This is a genomic window from Candidatus Methylomirabilota bacterium (assembly GCA_036005065.1).
In the GTDB taxonomy this organism is placed as follows: Bacteria; Methylomirabilota; Methylomirabilia; order Rokubacteriales; family DASRDR01; genus DASYQW01.
Genome location: DASYQW010000098.1, coordinates 1 through 14,582, shown reverse-complemented (window position 1 = coordinate 14,582; position 14,582 = coordinate 1). Strand labels below are relative to the sequence as shown.

Here is a 14,582-nt window from a genome sequence, read left to right as displayed (position 1 = left end):
CTTCCCGGCAATCGTCGGTCTTGAAGACGGCCTCGCTCAGCGCGAGCGTCCGGGCGATCGCCTGGTCCTCGGGCAGGTCGAGCCCGAGGTCGATGGCCTGCTTGCAGAGCGCGAGCGCCCGCCCCGGCCGGGTGGCCAGGATGCCGGCCAGCTCGAGGGCGCGCGGGAGGGCCTGGCCAGGGGGGACCACGCGGTTCACCAGGCCCCAGGCCAGCGCGGTCTGGGCGTCGACCGGGTCGCCCAGGAACATGAGCTCCTTGGCCCGTCCCTCCCCGACCCGGCGCGCGACCCGGACCGTGCCGCCGGTTCCGGGAAAGACACCGAGCCTGATCTCGGGCAGGGCCAGGCGCACGTCGGCGCCGGCGATCAGGAGATCGCAGCAGACGGCCAGCTCGAGGCCGCCGCCGTAGGCCAGGCCGTTCAGGGCGGCCACCGTCGGCCGGGGAAAATCGTCCAGCTTGCCGTAGGCCTCGTTCTCGAGGGCGAGCTTCCGCCGGACCACGTCGTCGAGGACGGCAGGGAATTCGCCGATGTCCGACCCGGCGCAGAACGCGCGGTCCCCGGCGCCCGTGACCACCAGGGCCCGCACGGCCGCGTCGCCCGCCAGCTCGTCCATCGCGGCGTGGAGCCGGCGGGTCAGCTCGAGCGTGACCAGGTTGAGCGGTGGATTGTCGAGGGTCAGCAGGGCGACCCCGTCCCCATCGAGGGTCCAGCGGATCAGGTCGCTCGACATCGTCGGCCGCTCCTCACGTGCCCGGGGAGACGATCGGCATCGCCCTCAGCCCTTGAGCCCGCTCATGACCACCGCCCGGACCACCCACTTCTGGCAGACGAGGAAGAGGGCCAGGATGGGCAGAACGCTCAGCACCGCGGCGGCGGTGACGAGATGATACTCGATGAAGTACATGTTGGTGAAGCTGATGAGCCCGAGCGTCACCACTTTCATGCTGGGTGAGTTCACGATGACGAGCGGCCAGAAGAGCTCGTTCCACGTCCACATGAACTTGACGATGAGGAGCGTGGCCAGGGCCGGCTTCACCATGGGCACGACGACCCGCCAGAAGATCCCCAGCTCGCTGGAGCCATCGATGCGGGCGGCGTCGATGTAGTCCGACGGCACCACCTCGATGGCCTGCCGCATCAGGAAGACGCCGAAGACGCTCACCAGATCCGGAGCCAGGATCCCCGGATAGCTGTCGAGGAGGCCGAGGCGGTTCATCCACAGGTAGAGGGGGACCACCACCGACTGGAACGGCACCATGAGGATTCCGATGATGGCGAAGAAGAAGACGTCACGCCCGGGAAAGCGGAACTTGGCGAAGCCGTAGCCGGCCAGGGCCGAGAAGACGAGGCTGCTCAGGGCCGAGATCGACGCCACCAGGGCGCTGTTCAGGAGAAACCGCCCGAAGGGCTGGCGCTGGAACACCTCCCGGTAGTTGTCGAGGTTGAGCCAGCGATCGGGGAGTACCTGGAGCGGCACCCGCTGGATCTCGGGGGCGGCCTTGAGAGAGGTGACCGCCATCCAGAACAACGGGAAGAAGACGACCAGGGCGCCCCCCGCCACCAGGACGGCCGGCAGCCACCCGAGGAGGACCCGCCCCGCCCGGCCCCGGGCCGACGCCGGCCGCTGCGCTAGCCGGCCGTCCACGGGAGCCGCCGCCCGGCTCACCTGAGCCTCATCGGCGAGTTCACGCTACGCCGCTCCGGGCGGCGGCTGTGCCGCCGCAACCGAAGGGGGGCATCGGGGTCTTCCGAGACCCCCCCGAAATGACCTAGTACTCGACCGTCTTCCGAAAGAACCGCCACTGGAGGAGTGTCACCAGGAGCAGCGAGACGAAGACGAAGATCGCCATGACGGAGGCGTCGCCCAGCCGGAAGTACTTGAAGGCCGTGTCGTAGAGCAGCATGATCACCGTCTGGCTGGCGCCGGCGGGGCCCCCCTGGGTCGTCGCGTATACCTGGTCGAAGATCTTGAAGTTGAAGATGAGCTCCAGGATGCACACCATCAGGATCTGGGGGTTCAGCAACGGCAGGGTCACGTGACGGAGCGCCTGGCTCCGGCTCGCCCCGTCGATGCCGGCCGCCTCGTAATACTCGGCCGGGATTGCCTGGAGCGCGGCCAGGAAGATCATCGTGTCGAACCCGAGGCGGACCCACACGTTGACGACGGCGATGGACGGAAGCACCTGGTCGAAGCTCTGGAGCCACTTCTGGGGCGGGATGCCGATCAGCGAGAGCAGATGGTTGAGGAAGCCGTAGACCGGATCGTAGATCCACTGCCAGATCAGCGCGGCCGCCACCAGGGACACCGAGAAGGGGAGGAAGTACATGGCGGCCCAGGCGTTGCGCCACCGGAGGCGGGCGAGCCGGTGCAGGCCGAGGGCCGCGGCCAGCGCCAGGAGGACGGTGGCCGGCACCGACATCAGGAGGAGCGTGACCGTGTTCCGAACGCTCTGCCAGAAGGTCCCGTCGGTCAGGACTTTCGTGTAGAGACGCAGCCCCACGAACTGGCTGACGCCGCCGGGCACCGTCCGGTAGAACGAGCCCAGGACCGACTCCACCAGCGGGACGAGGAATACCAGGGAGAAGTAGACCAGCGCCGGGAAGACGAACAGGAGCCCGGCCCGCCGCTGGCGGTCCATGTAGGTCCGAGGCCAGAGGAGCCGCGCCCACTGTCTCACGCCCGCTCCGATCAGGCCGCGCGGTCTGAGCGTTGGGGGAGGTTCGGAGGGGGCCGCCGAGGCCCCCCCGTGAATCTAGTCCCAGTCGGCAATTCCTTTGCGCCTGCGCCGAGCGAATCTCCGCTTCTATCCGCTCCCTCTCCCTCCTGTGGGAGGGAGAGGGTTGGGGTGAGGGTGGAGCCGATGGATCTCCCCCTCACCCTCCCCTCTCCCCCGGTGGGGGAGAGGGGAAGAAGGGCTCATGGCCCACCCATTTCTTGCCGATCAGGGCTAGTCCTTGAGGATCTTGTCCATCTTCGCCGCCGCCTCGTCGAGCAGGGGCTTGGGCTGCCCCTTCCCGTAGAGGACGCCCACCACGGCCTCGCCGAAGGCGGTGGCCAGCTCGTTCGACTTGGGGTGGAAGTAGGTCGGCGGCACCGGCTGGGCGAGCATCTCCTTGGTCGACTGGTAGTCCGGCCGGCCCTTCACGTACGGCGACTCGAGGTTCGCGGTCCAGACCGGGAGGAAGCCCGCCGCCTGGTGCTGCTCGAGGTCGTCCTTGGCGTTGCTGATGAAGCGCATGAACTCCCAGGCCGCCTGCCGGTTCGGGCTGTGCTTGTAGATGAGGTTGGTCCAGGGGAAGAGGGCGCCGGCGCCGGGACACGCCTTGCCGCAGGGCAGCGCGGCCACCTTGAAGGTGACGTCGGGAGCGTTCTTCCGAACCCAGCCGAAGAACCAGGACTCACGGAAGATCACGGCGGCTCGCTTCTGACCGAAGGCGTCCTCGGGGTTGCCGAGGGCGAGGCTGGCGACCTTGTGCTTGAGGACGAGGTCCCCGAAGAACTGGAGGGCCGCCACCATGTCCGGGCTGTTGGCGTAGCCGGTCGCCTTCTCCAGATCGGGGGAGAGCATCCGGGCGCCGAAGGCGTGGGCGAACGGGAGGAACTTGTCGGTGATCCCGACCGGGTGTCCCTTGTGGCGGATGGCGAAGCCGACCTGGCTGGCCTCTCCCTTGCCGTCCGCGATCGTCAGCCTCTTCATCGCGGCCAGCCAGTCGTCGAGGGTCTTGGGCGGCTTGTCGGGGTCCAGCCCCGCCTTCTTGAAGAGGTCCACGTCGAGGTACATCTGCTGGAAGTTCCCGTGCTCGAGCGGGATTCCGTAGCGCGCCCCCTTCCACTTGCCGATCGGCACCATGTACTTGGGGATGTTCTCATCCCAGAGCTTCTCGAGGTCGGCGGGCATGCGGTCACAGAAGTCGTACTGCCCGCACCACTGATGGGTCATGCCGTTGAACATGTCGGGCGCGCCGCTCTTGCCCATGAGCGCCGCCAGATACTTCGCCTCGTACCCCTGGTAGGGGACCGTCACGACCTCGACCTCGTAGCCGTGCTTCTTGGCGAACTCCTTGCCCTTCACCTCGTACCACTTGTTGAACTCGGGATTCTGCTCCCAGTGCGTCCAGTACACGAGCTTCTTCGTCTGGGCCGGGGCCGGGAGCGGCGCCAGCGTCCAGAGCAGGAGGGCGGCCAGGACCGAGCACGAGATACCGCGTCGCATGCCGAGCTCCTTTCCCTTGCGGATACAGTGAGCGCCTGCCGTCAGGCGGTGTCGAGCCGAGCCCTGATGTGTTCGGGAACGGGGTACCGGCGAGTCCAGGGGCCCGCCTTCGCCACCTGGCCGGGAAGCGGCCGGCCGACGATCTCCTGGACGCGCCGGGAGGTCGCGATGAGCCCGTCGAGGTCACTGCCGGTCTGGACGTCCATCGCATGGAGGCAGTGGACGAGGTCCTCGGTGCAGACGTTTCCGGAGGCGCCCGGCGCGAAGGGGCAGCCCCCGAGCCCGCCGATCGAGGCATCGAAGGCGGTCACCCCGCACTCCATGGCGGCCAGGATGTTGGGGATCGCCATGGCCCGGGTGTCGTGTGTGTGCAGCGCCCACGGAAGATGCGGCCAGGCTGGCATGAGGTGAGCGAAGGTCCGGGCGACCTGGGCCGGGTTCGCCATGCCGGTGGTATCGGCGAGCGCGATCCCGCGTACGCCGAGGTCGGCCAGCCGCCCGCAGAGCCACCGCAGCCGGTCCAGCGGGACCTCGCCCTCGAAGGGGCAGCCGAACGCGGTCGAGATGCCGGCCACGACCGGCCGACCCGCCCGGGCCGCGACGTCGGCGACGGCCGCCAGCTTCTGGAGGGAGTCCTCGACCGTCATGTTGAGATTGGCCAGGTTGTGGCTCTCGCTGGCCGACACCACGGTGCGCAGCTCATCGGCGCCCGCGTCGACCGCTCGGACCGCGCCCTTGTCGTTGGGGACGAGCGCGGCGTAGATCGTGCCCGGCCGCCGCCGAATTCGGGCCATCACGGTCTCGGCGTCGCGGAGCTGCGGCACCACCCTCGGGTGCACGAACGAGGTCACCTCGATGCTGGGCACACCGGCCGCCGACAGCCGGTCGACCACCTCGATCTTGAGCTCGGTCGGGATGAATTCTGGCTCGATCTGGAAGCCGTCCCGCGTCCCCACCTCGCAGATCGTCACCCGCTCGGGCAGCTTCATGCCGGCCCCCCGTCTCACGCCGCTCGGCCCCGGCGGCCGAGGCGGATCGTCGGTCGAGAGCCTGATGCGACCATGGGGCTCGCTGGTCCAGCGCTGCTATGCGCCCGACGAGGTGTCCCGGGCGCTGATCGAAGCGGGGTTCGAGTCCGTGTCGGCCCACGAGGCGGACACAGACCTCGGCCTGACCGGGCACACCGGACGGACGTTCTTCCTGGCCCGCGAGCGCTGACGCTCATTAAGACCCCGGCCGCTTCGCTCGCGTCAGGGCGTGCCCAAGACTTCGTCGACGGACAGAGCGAGGTCCGGCAAGGCCTCGCCGGCGAGCCGCTGGCCGCGGAGGCGGCGCTCCAGGTGGGCGTAGGTGCGTTCCGTGGGCCCGCGGTACACCTCGACACACTCGCCCGCGAGGTCGACCAGCCAGACTTCCGGGATCGCGGCGCGCGCGTAGAGCGGGATCTTCACCGCGCGGTCGAACGCCGCCGAGACGTCGGCGACCTCGATCACGAGCCAGACATCGGACGGTTCCGGATGGGCGCGAGCGTAAAAGTCGCTGCGCGGCCGGAGCAGCGCCAGATCCGGCTGGGGCTCCGAGTCCGGCGGCACCGCGATGGGGTTCTGGACGGCAACGATGGCCCGTTCGCCCGCCGGCGCGACCAACAACCGGTTCAGCCGGTTGACGCAGGCCGCATGGCGACTCCCGATCGGCGTCATCTGCACGATCTCCCCGTCGATGAGCTCGACGCGGTCCTCCTCCCGGAGGATGCCCATCTCCCCCATCCGGTGATATTCGTCGACCGTGAATCGGCGCCGCAGAATCTCGACAGCCATGGCCCATCCGTCAGTGGCCGATCATCCTCCCGGAGTCGATGCTCAGTACGAGCGGGGCAACCCCAGCACGTGCTCGCCCACGTAGGCGAGGACGAGGTTCTGGTTGATGGGCGCCGTCTTGTAGAGCCGGGCCTCCCGGAACTTCCGCTCGACGTCGTACTCTTCGGCGAAGCCGTAGCCGCCGTGGCAGTCGATGCAGGCCTGGGCCGCCTCCCAGGCGGCCTCGGCCGCGAGGTACTTGGCCATGTTCGCCTCGGCGCCGCAGGGCTCGCCGGTGTCGAAGAGGGCGGCGGCCTTCCCGCGCATCAGGTCGGCCGCCTCCACGGCCGTGTGGGCCTTGGCGATCGGGAACTGCACGCCCTGATTGGCGCCGATCGGCCGGCCGAAGACGACGCGCTGATTCGAGTAGGCCACCGCCTTTTCGATGAACCACCGGCCGTCGCCGAGCGAGTCGGACGCCACCAGAATGCGCTCGGCGTTCATGCCGTCCAGAATGTAGGAGAACCCCCGTCCCTCCTCGCCGATCAGGCTCTCGGCCGGGATCTCCAGATTGTCGAGGAAGAGGGCGTTGGTCGAGTGGTTCATCATCATCCGGAGCGGCCGGACCTCGAGGCCCTTGGCCTGGCGGATGTCGATGAGGAAGACGGAGAGCCCCTCGGTCTTGCGCCGGACCTGGTCGACCGGCGTCGTCCGCGCCAGCAGGAGCATGAGGTCTGACTGGAGCACCCGCGAGATGAAGATCTTCTGCCCGTTCACCACGTAGCCGTCGCCGCGCCGGACGGCGGTCGTCTGGAGCTTGGTGGTGTCCGACCCCGCGTTGGGCTCCGTCACCGCGAAGGCCTGGAGGCGCAGCTCGCCGCTGGCGATCTTCGGCAGGTACCGCTGCTTCTGAGCCTGGCTCCCGTGGCGGAGCAGGGTGCCCATGATGTACATCTGGGCGTGGCACGCCGCCGCGTTCCCGCCCGAGGCGTTGATGGTCTCCAGGATCAGCCCCGCCTCGAGGATGCCGAGCCCGGCGCCACCGTACTCCTGCGGAATGAGCGCGGCGAGATAACCGGCCCGCGTCAGCTCGGTCACGAAGGCCTCGGGGTACGCCCGCTCCCGGTCCAGCTCGCGCCAGTACTCGCCAGGGTACTTCTGGCAGATCTCGGCGACCCCTGCCTTGAGGGCGCGCTGCTCCTCGGTCAGGGAGACGGGCATCACCGCCATGATCGGTCCTCCGGCCCGGGATCACAGACTCATGCGGAGGTGTCGTGAGGAGAACGTAACAGAGCGGCGCCGGGCGCGCAACCGTCCTCGGCGCTCCCGACAGTGCGGGCCTACCGGCCTTTGAACTGGGGCTTTCGCTTCTCGTTGAAGGCGCGCACGCCCTCCTGGCGGTCCTCGGTCGCCACGGTGACGTTGTAGGCTTCGATGGCCAGGACCATCGCCGTTTCGAGGTCCGTCTCCAGGCCGTAGGCGATCGCCTTCTTGGCCTGTCGCACGGCGATCGGCCCGTTCTGCGCGATCGTGGTGGCGATCTCGAGCGCCCGGACGTGAGCCTGGCCGGGCGGCGTGAGGTGGTTCACGAGTCCCGCCGCCCGGGCCTCTTCGGCGCCGAGCCGCCGTCCGGTGAAGATGAGCTCCTTGGCCAGCGGCGCGCCGAGGATACGGGGCAGGAGCTGGGTGCCGCCGATTCCGGGAAAGATCCCCAGGGTGGTTTCGGGTACGGCGAAGACCGCGGTCTCGCTGGCCACGATGAAGTCCGCCATCACGGCGAGCTCGCAGCCTCCGCCGAACGCGAACCCCTCGACCGCGGCGATCACCGGGGCCGGGCAGCGGAGGAGGGCCGCCGCCGCCTGCTCGAAGATGACGTGCTGGGCGCGCCAGGCCTCATCCGTCATTCCCTGACGCTCCTTGAGATCCCCTCCCACACAGAACGCCCGGTCGCCGGCCCCGGCCAGCACGACCGCCCGGACCTCGGATCCCGCCGCCGGACCGCGGAAGCAGGCCAGGAGGTCTTCGCCCATCGCCGTGTTGAGGGCGTTCAGCACCTCGGGACGGTGGAGCTCCACGGTCAGCACGTGGCCGTCGGAGCTCCGGGTGAGCGCGAGGTGGCGGTAGCGCGGCTCAGGCATCGTCGGGACCGAGCTGGACGGCGCGCCGCTGGCGGAGACTGTCGATCTCGGCGTCGCTCAGGCCGAGGCCGCCCAGGACCTCCCGCGTGTGCTCCCCGAGGCGCGGCGGGGGCCGACGCGGCCCGGGCCGGGCCCCGTCCCAGCGGATCGGCAGCGCGACCGTCGTCAGGTCGGGAATGTCGGGATGCGGCGTCGCGGCCAGCATCTCGCTTGCCTTCGTCTGCGGGTCCGTCACCACCTGGTCGAGCGTCTGGATCGGCGCGCACGTCACGTCCGCGGCGCGCAGTCGCTCGAGGAGCGAGGCCGTCGGGTAGGTCCGGGTGGTGGCCTCGAGAGCCGGGATGAGCGCCTGGCGGTGCCGGACGCGCCCGGGATTGTCGGCAAAGCGTGGATCGTCCGCCAGCTCCGCTCGCCCCAGCACCCGGCACAGGCGATCGAAGAGGGCGTCGGTCGGGGCGGCGATCATCAGGTAGCCGTCGGATGTCGGGAAGGCCCCGTATGGCACGATCATGGCGGCTCCGGAGCCCTGCGGGCCGGGGACCACGCCGCTGGCGAGGTAGGCGAGAAGCTGGTAGGGAACCCAGGCGAGCGCCGTGTCGAAGAGTGCCGTCGTCAGATGGCACCCCTCCCCGCGCCGGTCGCGCTCGCGGAGAGCGGCCAGGATGGCGAGCGCGGCCCACATGCCGGTCCCCATGTCGACGATGGAAGTCCCGGCCCGGGTCGGCGGCTGCCCCGGGTAGCCGGTGAGGCTCATGAGGCCGGCGTAAGCCTGCATCATCGGGTCGTAGCCGGGCAGGTCGCGGAGCGGGCCGCGCGTCCCGAAGGCGGTCACCGAGCAATACACGAGCCGCGGATTCGCCGCCCGGGCGGCGGCCCAGCCGATCCCCAGCCGGTCGGCGACGCCGGGCCGGAAGCTCTGGATGAGGACGTCGGCCTGCCCGATGAGCCGCCCGAGGAGGGGAGCGGTCTCGGCCGCCCGCAGGTCGAGGGCGAGGCTCCGCTTGTTCCGGTTCAGCGCCAGATAGGTCGCGCTCTCGGGCCCCCAGGTGGGCGGCGCCCAGGCCCGTGTCTCGTCGCCGCGGCCGGGGCGCTCGACCTTGACGACGTCGGCGCCCAGATCCCCGAGGATCTGGGTACAGAAGGGGCCCGCCACGTTCAGCGTGAAGTCGAGCACGGTGAGGCCACCGAGCGGGGTCATGACCGGACCAGTATAGCGGCGGGCACCGGGGACGGGAAAGGGCCTTGACGGACGGTGGCCGCCCGAAGATAATTGGTCGACCAATCAAGTTAGAGTGCTGCTCCGGAACCGGCCCGTGAGATCCCGATGAGTCCCAAAGTCGGCGTGGCTCCGGTCCGGCGCGCCGCGATCGTGCGGGCCACCATCCGCTGCCTCGCCCGGGACGGGTACGCGGGCCTCACGATGCGGCGGGTCGCGACGGAGGCGGGTGTCAGCCAGGGCATCCTCCACTATTACTTCGTGAACAAGCACGCGATCCTGGCCGCGGCCGCCGCCAAGGTGATGGGCGACCTCGACCGCCGGGTGGCGGCCGAAGCCCGAGGCGCCCGAGACGCCCGCGGGCGGCTCCGAGCCCTGATCCGCGCGTGTCTGGCCGTCGCCACCCGGGACCGCGAGGTCTGGCGCGTGTTCATCGAGTTCTGGGGTGAGGCGCAGCACGACCGCGAGCTGGCCGGGCTGAATGCCCGCGCCTACGCGCGGGCGCGACGCCTCATCGCGCGCCTCCTCGCCCGCGGCCTCGCCGACGGCGCCTTCCGGCGCGTCGATCCGGGCGAGGGCGCGGTGGTCGTCCTGGCGGTGCTCGACGGGGTCTCGCTTCAGCTCACCTTCGACCGCCGGCTCATGCCGCTGGCCCGGGCCGTCCGCCTCTGCGAGGACGCGCTCCTCCGCTACCTGACCGCCGACCGGGGAGGTCTGCCATGAACGACGCAGCCCAACGCTCGCCCGAGGGGGCCCGGATGCTCGAGTACCTGACCACCCGCGCCGCCGGGCTCGGGGTCGTCCAGATCCGCGCGCGCTGCCGCGCGGCGGTGGCCGAGCTCGACAGCGCTCTGGCCGGGATCACGGAGGCCGAGGCGCGGCGCCATCCCGTGGCGGGCCAGTGGAGCATCGCCGAGGTGGTGGACCACCTGGCCCAGACGACCATCCGGGTCGCCGACGAGCTCCGTCATCTCCTCGGGGGCCGCCGGCCCCCTGGCCCACCCGTCTACGAGGCGCTCACCTCGGGGGCCGCGGTCTGGGCCCCGTGGCCGGAGCTCCTCGAGGGGCTCCGGGCCGCCAACGAGGAGCTCGACCACCTGCTGGCCGGCGCGTCCGGGACCGAGCCGGCCGGCGCGCCCACGGCGCGGACGATCCTGGTGGTGAACCGCACCGGCGCGGGTGGCCGGGTGACGCCGGAGGTCTTCTCGGCGGAGCTCGGGTGGAAAGAGTACGCCCTGGTCCAGCGCCTCCACCTGCTCGACCACCGGACGCAGGTGCGGACGCTCCGGGCGACGGTGGCGGGGGGAAGTGGAGCGGCCACCGGCTAGGTCATTTCGGGGGGTCTCGGAAGACCCCCCCGCTGCCCCGCCGTCGTGGCGGCGGCGAAGCCGCCGCTCGGAACACTCCTTGATGCGCCACGCGCTGGGTGGTCGGCCGCCGGGCCCGGCGGTGTCGCTTCAGGCGGGATCGGGCGGACGCCGCACGGACCGGCCGAGCGCCCAGGCCTTCGCGGTCCGAAGGAAGACGTAGTAGCTGTAGAGCAGCGCGAGCACGAACCCCTCGCGCCCGTCGAGGAAGCCCCGGTGCAGGACGTACATCGAGCAGAACCGGCCGACCGGGCGCAGGAGGAGCTCCCACCACGAGACTCGCGTGCCCGCTCGCGCCAGATCCTGGGCGGCCAGCGTCGAGTAGCGGTTCGAGCGCTGAACGAAGTCGGCGATGTCGCGGTAGCTCACGTGGAGCAGGGGAGTCCGGAGGTGGCCGAGTCGACCGCTCGTGACCTCCACCGACTCGTGGACGCTGACGGCGCGAAAGACGCCGGCACCCCGGCGGAAGAGCCGGAGCTGATAGTCGGGAAACCAGGTGCCATGGCGGATCCAGCGGCCGAGGAAGACATTCTTTCGGGGCACGGAGTAGCCGTCCAGGGGGCCGTCGGCCTCCAGGATCCCGCGAATCTCCTCACGCAGCTCGGGCGGCACCTGCTCGTCGGCGTCCAGCGAAAGGATCCAGGGCTCAGTCGCCTGGGTCAGGGCGAAGTTCTTCTGGGCGGCGAAGCCGGCCCAGGGTCGTACGATCACCTTCGGGGTGAACTTCCGGGCGATCTCGGCCGTCCGGTCCGTACTCTCCGCGTCCACCACGACGATCTCCGGGGCCCAGGCCACGCTTTCCAGGCAGGCCTGGATGCGCTCTTCCTCGTTCTTCGCGACGATGGTGACGGTGAGACCCCGGACCATCAGGGGCCGGGTCGCCGCGCCGTCAAGGCAGCCAGTCGGAGACCGCCCGGAACACGGTGTCCACCGGGATGTCCTCGATGCGGTGCGTGGAGCTCTGGATGAAGCGGCTGCGAGGCCCGTAGGGGCCGTTCTCCTCGGCGCGGGTCGGGCCATAGAGGCCGAGCGTCGGCACCCCGAGGGCGGCCGCCAGGTGGACGGGCCCCGTGTCGTTGCCGATGGCCAGCTGGGCCCGGCGGAGCAGCGCGACGAAGTCGGGCGTCGAGGCGGTCACCCGCAGGATGGAATCGCCATCGAGCCCGCCGGCGACGGACTCCAGGGTCGCGTGCTCTCCTGGGCCGCCGAGAGCCAGCACGCGCACCCCGGGGGTCTTCACCAGTCGCTCGGCCAGGCGGCGGTAGGACTCGGGCGGCCACTGCTTGGCCGACCGCCGCGTCGCGGGAAGGAGCGCGACCACGCGGTGCTGCGCCGTCACCTCGTGCGCGCGAAGCAACGCGTCCGCGCGCGCCTCGGCCTCCGGCACCAGGGGGATCGGAAAGGCGACTTCCCCGACCGGGATCCCGAGGGGGGCCAGCAGGCTCAGGTTCTTGTCCACCTTGTGCACGGCGTGCGGAGGAGGCGTGACCCGCCGGGTGGTGAACAGCGAGGAGAGGGGCTCCCGCGCGTGAGACCAGCGAAAGCCGATTCGGACGGGCGCCCGGGTGAGGATGGTGAAGATGGAGCTCTTCAGGAGCCCCTGAACGTCGAGGGCGACGTCCAGCGCCAGGGTCCGCAGGCGATCCCGCAACGCGCCCCACTCCTTCAGGACCCGCACCAGGCCGCCCGCTGTCCGCAGCTCTCGCCGCCATCGACGGGTGGGGCCGACGACCACCTCGTCGACGACCGGGTTGTCGACGAGCAGATGTTGCTCGCGCTCCTCGACGATCCAGACGATGTATGCCTGCGGGCTGTGCTGACGGATGGCGTGAGCGACCGGGAGGGTATGGACGACATCGCCGAGGGAGGTGAGCCGGACGATCGCGACGCGCATGGGCCTCGCCCCGGAGGGCTCGGCGGACCGCGGGCCGCCTGCCTGGGGCACCCGACGGGCTCCTACCGCGCGCCGAACGGCACGAGGCGCTTGAGCCAGGCGGTTCGACGATGCCGAGCCAGCTCCCGGTCGATCATTCGTTGACTGGTGACCCAGTTGACCTGAATCACCCGCCGCTCGCCGTCGAACGGCTTGTGCCCGTGAAAGGAGCGCTCCGAGCGTCGGAAGGCCACCAGGGCGCCGGACTCCGCGGGCACCTCTGCCGCCACGTCGTCCAGGTTCTCGCTGCGGAGCAGGCGCAGCCGGCCTCCCGCGCTCTGCCAGCCGTCGTTCAGGTACAACAGGAGTGAGATGACCTTCCAGGTCGCGTCGGTGTGCACCTGTCCGTCGTGTCCCGGATGGCAGCGGCCGCGGACGGTGACCATGGTGGGCAAGCCGGCGAGCTCCATGCCGAACTTTTCCGAGAGGACGCTCCGCAGGCCGGGACCGCGCAGCTCGGCCAGGAGCGCGCTGAAAGACGGGCCGTAGACGAGCTCGCTGACCGGGAAGCTGCCGGCGCGCGGGATCCGCGGAAAATCGCGCTCGAGCGACAGCTTGGCCTCGGGAGTCACGACGTCGGAGACGATCAGGAACTCGAACGGCTCTCGACTGAGCGAGGCCCGTCGCAACACGTCGAGGTTCAAGAGACCCATCGTCCGCGCCTCCCGAGGCCCGGTCCGCCGCCGGGCCGGCTCCGGAGGCCAGAATAGATGAGACGGTTCGAGGCCGCAAGAGCGGCCCGGGAGATCGTCAGGACCGCCCGCCGACGCGCGCCCGACCGCGGCCCGGGCGGAGGACGGCCGGCCTGTCAGCTCTCCTCCCGGACATGGCTGAGCCGGACGGTCTCGGCGCCCTCCATCAGGACCCGCCGGCCGACCTGCCGCAGCTCGTCGAGCTTGGCCTCGATGCGGGCGAAGATGTTCACCGGTTGCTTCATGTCCACGGTGAGCCCGCGCGAGATGAAGAGCCCGTAGGCGATATAGATCTCGTCCGGCACGCGGACGGGCTCGTCGCGGACGAGGAAGGCGAGCGTCCCGGCCGGCACGCCGGCGACGCGCTGGTTCTCCCGCTCGACCGTCAGGTCGGGGGGCAGGGTGACCAGCGCCTCGCCGGAGACGATGCTGTGGTGGAAGCGGTAGGCGAGCGGCAGCCGCTTCAGAATGGTGGCACAGGTCTTCGGCGCCTCCGCGGTGAGCAACCGCGCCACGAACACGCCGCCCTTCTCGAACTCGAGCGCCATCTGGGTCACGGATGCTTCCCTCCCTTCGCGTCCGGGATCGTTCCGGGGGGCCGGCGAGACCCCCTCCGATGTTCCGCTCAGTGGAGGATCTTCGCGAGGAACTGCCGCGTCCGGTCCTCCCGCGGCGCGGTGAAGAATCGGTCGGGCGGCGCCTCCTCGACGAGGCGCCCGTCGTCCATGAAGATGATCCGCCCGGCGGCCGCCCGGGCGAAGCCCATCTCGTGGGTGACGACGAGCATCGTCGTGCCCCGGCGAGAGAGACCGAGCATCACGTCCAGCACCTCGGTGATCATTTCCGGGTCGAGGGCCGAGGTCGGCTCGTCGAAGAGCATCACCTGCGGCTTCATGGCCAGCGCCCGGGCGATGGCGACGCGCTGTTGCTGGCCGCCGGAGAGCTGGGTCGGGTAGGCGTCGGCCTCGTGGCTGAGTCCCACCAGCTCGAGGAGCCGGCGGCCGCCGGCCTCGGCGTCGGCCGCGCTCGTCCCCAGGACGTGGATCGGCCCGGCCGTGATGTTCTCGAGGGCGGTCAGGTGTTCGGGTGGCCGATGTCGCTCGACGCGTGGAGGGCGTTCAGGACGGGCTCGCGCCCGGTCACCGCGCCGATCGTGCCGCGAAGATCACGATAGAGCGGGTGGTCCCGGCCGACCTCGGCGCCGGCGGCGCCGAAGAGCCAGT

The 14,582-nt window shown here is 70.5% G+C and carries 16 protein-coding genes and 1 pseudogene; 3 read left to right on the top strand and 14 right to left on the bottom strand.

All coding sequences use genetic code 11. The features are described 5' to 3' along the window. The 5 genes from VGW35_07335 to VGW35_07315 form a co-directional block, all read right to left on the bottom strand. Window positions 1-733, bottom strand: a 733-nt coding sequence (locus VGW35_07335) for an enoyl-CoA hydratase-related protein (protein HEV8307465.1), incomplete at its 3' end; no start/stop codon positions are given. A 45-nt stretch (window positions 734-778) separates the two neighbouring features. Next, complete coding sequence (locus tag VGW35_07330; GenBank protein ID HEV8307464.1) at window positions 779-1,669, bottom strand: carbohydrate ABC transporter permease; 891 nt, start codon at window positions 1,667-1,669, stop codon at window positions 779-781. Between the two features lie 103 nt (window positions 1,670-1,772). Then, entirely contained in the window at window positions 1,773-2,681 is a 909-nt protein-coding gene (locus VGW35_07325; GenBank protein ID HEV8307463.1) for a sugar ABC transporter permease, read from the bottom strand. A 270-nt stretch (window positions 2,682-2,951) separates the two neighbouring features. Continuing rightward, window positions 2,952-4,217 carry an extracellular solute-binding protein gene (locus VGW35_07320; GenBank protein ID HEV8307462.1) on the bottom strand — a complete coding sequence of 422 codons (1,266 nt, stop codon included), beginning with the start codon at window positions 4,215-4,217 and terminating at the stop codon, window positions 2,952-2,954. A gap of 41 nt (window positions 4,218-4,258) precedes the next feature. Next, complete coding sequence (locus VGW35_07315) at window positions 4,259-5,206, bottom strand: hydroxymethylglutaryl-CoA lyase (GenBank protein HEV8307461.1); 948 nt, start codon at window positions 5,204-5,206, stop codon at window positions 4,259-4,261. A gap of 64 nt (window positions 5,207-5,270) precedes the next feature. Here VGW35_07315 and VGW35_07310 point away from each other — a divergent pair, with 64 nt between their 5' ends. Continuing rightward, window positions 5,271-5,435 carry a hypothetical protein gene (locus VGW35_07310; protein ID HEV8307460.1) on the top strand — a complete coding sequence of 55 codons (165 nt, stop codon included), beginning with the start codon at window positions 5,271-5,273 and terminating at the stop codon, window positions 5,433-5,435. Window positions 5,436-5,467: 32 nt separating this feature from the next. Here the strand turns inward: VGW35_07310 and VGW35_07305 are convergent, their stop codons facing one another. The 4 genes from VGW35_07305 to VGW35_07290 form a co-directional block, all read right to left on the bottom strand. Next, complete coding sequence (locus VGW35_07305; protein HEV8307459.1) at window positions 5,468-6,034, bottom strand: Uma2 family endonuclease; 567 nt, start codon at window positions 6,032-6,034, stop codon at window positions 5,468-5,470. 42 nt (window positions 6,035-6,076) lie between these two features. Next, window positions 6,077-7,234 carry an acyl-CoA dehydrogenase family protein gene (locus tag VGW35_07300; protein HEV8307458.1) on the bottom strand — a complete coding sequence of 386 codons (1,158 nt, stop codon included), beginning with the start codon at window positions 7,232-7,234 and terminating at the stop codon, window positions 6,077-6,079. Window positions 7,235-7,353: 119 nt separating this feature from the next. Beyond that, window positions 7,354-8,151 carry an enoyl-CoA hydratase-related protein gene (locus VGW35_07295; protein HEV8307457.1) on the bottom strand — a complete coding sequence of 266 codons (798 nt, stop codon included), beginning with the start codon at window positions 8,149-8,151 and terminating at the stop codon, window positions 7,354-7,356. Further along, the gene (locus VGW35_07290) at window positions 8,144-9,349 is read right to left on the bottom strand and encodes a CoA transferase (GenBank protein HEV8307456.1); all 1,206 of its coding nucleotides are present in this window, start codon (window positions 9,347-9,349) and stop codon (window positions 8,144-8,146) included. The genes VGW35_07295 and VGW35_07290 overlap by 8 nt, the downstream gene beginning before the upstream one ends. Window positions 9,350-9,475: 126 nt before the next feature. Here VGW35_07290 and VGW35_07285 point away from each other — a divergent pair, with 126 nt between their 5' ends. Further along, the gene (locus VGW35_07285) at window positions 9,476-10,090 is read left to right on the top strand and encodes a TetR/AcrR family transcriptional regulator (protein HEV8307455.1); all 615 of its coding nucleotides are present in this window, start codon (window positions 9,476-9,478) and stop codon (window positions 10,088-10,090) included. Next, window positions 10,087-10,695, top strand: a complete 609-nt coding sequence (locus VGW35_07280; protein HEV8307454.1) for a DinB family protein — start codon at window positions 10,087-10,089, stop codon at window positions 10,693-10,695. Before VGW35_07285 ends, VGW35_07280 begins: the two co-directional genes overlap by 4 nt. Window positions 10,696-10,824: 129 nt before the next feature. On the opposite strand, the gene VGW35_07275 is transcribed toward VGW35_07280, so the two are convergent. The 5 genes and pseudogenes from VGW35_07275 to VGW35_07255 all read right to left on the bottom strand — a co-directional run bounded on the left by VGW35_07275 (window position 10,825) and on the right by VGW35_07255 (window position 14,440). Then, window positions 10,825-11,601 (bottom strand): glycosyltransferase family 2 protein, encoded by a 777-nt coding sequence (locus VGW35_07275; protein HEV8307453.1) that lies wholly within the window; start codon window positions 11,599-11,601, stop codon window positions 10,825-10,827. Window positions 11,602-11,623: 22 nt separating this feature from the next. Beyond that, window positions 11,624-12,628, bottom strand: coding sequence for a lipopolysaccharide heptosyltransferase I (waaC, locus tag VGW35_07270; GenBank protein HEV8307452.1), 1,005 nt, complete (start codon window positions 12,626-12,628; stop codon window positions 11,624-11,626). Window positions 12,629-12,690: 62 nt separating this feature from the next. After that, the gene (locus tag VGW35_07265; GenBank protein HEV8307451.1) at window positions 12,691-13,320 is read right to left on the bottom strand and encodes a 2OG-Fe(II) oxygenase; all 630 of its coding nucleotides are present in this window, start codon (window positions 13,318-13,320) and stop codon (window positions 12,691-12,693) included. 155 nt (window positions 13,321-13,475) lie between these two features. After that, window positions 13,476-13,907: a DUF3830 family protein gene (locus VGW35_07260; GenBank protein HEV8307450.1), complete on the bottom strand. Its 432-nt coding sequence runs from the start codon at window positions 13,905-13,907 to the stop codon at window positions 13,476-13,478. A gap of 77 nt (window positions 13,908-13,984) precedes the next feature. After that, a pseudogene (locus VGW35_07255) lies at window positions 13,985-14,440 on the bottom strand (ATP-binding cassette domain-containing protein). Between the last annotated feature and the right edge of the window lie 142 nt (window positions 14,441-14,582).

Coding starts and splice junctions, on each gene's coding strand:
- VGW35_07320 (HEV8307462.1), bottom strand. CDS start 4,217: ATGCGACGCGGTATCTCGTGCTCGGTCCTGGCCGCCCTCCTGCTCTGG.
- VGW35_07315 (HEV8307461.1), bottom strand. CDS start 5,206: ATGAAGCTGCCCGAGCGGGTGACGATCTGCGAGGTGGGGACGCGGGAC.
- VGW35_07310 (HEV8307460.1), top strand. CDS start 5,271: ATGCGACCATGGGGCTCGCTGGTCCAGCGCTGCTATGCGCCCGACGAG.
- VGW35_07305 (HEV8307459.1), bottom strand. CDS start 6,034: ATGGCTGTCGAGATTCTGCGGCGCCGATTCACGGTCGACGAATATCAC.
- VGW35_07300 (HEV8307458.1), bottom strand. CDS start 7,234: ATGCCCGTCTCCCTGACCGAGGAGCAGCGCGCCCTCAAGGCAGGGGTC.
- VGW35_07295 (HEV8307457.1), bottom strand. CDS start 8,151: ATGCCTGAGCCGCGCTACCGCCACCTCGCGCTCACCCGGAGCTCCGAC.
- VGW35_07290 (HEV8307456.1), bottom strand. CDS start 9,349: ATGACCCCGCTCGGTGGCCTCACCGTGCTCGACTTCACGCTGAACGTG.
- VGW35_07285 (HEV8307455.1), top strand. CDS start 9,476: ATGAGTCCCAAAGTCGGCGTGGCTCCGGTCCGGCGCGCCGCGATCGTG.
- VGW35_07280 (HEV8307454.1), top strand. CDS start 10,087: ATGAACGACGCAGCCCAACGCTCGCCCGAGGGGGCCCGGATGCTCGAG.
- VGW35_07275 (HEV8307453.1), bottom strand. CDS start 11,601: ATGGTCCGGGGTCTCACCGTCACCATCGTCGCGAAGAACGAGGAAGAG.
- waaC (HEV8307452.1), bottom strand. CDS start 12,628: ATGCGCGTCGCGATCGTCCGGCTCACCTCCCTCGGCGATGTCGTCCAT.
- VGW35_07265 (HEV8307451.1), bottom strand. CDS start 13,320: ATGGGTCTCTTGAACCTCGACGTGTTGCGACGGGCCTCGCTCAGTCGA.
- VGW35_07260 (HEV8307450.1), bottom strand. CDS start 13,907: ATGGCGCTCGAGTTCGAGAAGGGCGGCGTGTTCGTGGCGCGGTTGCTC.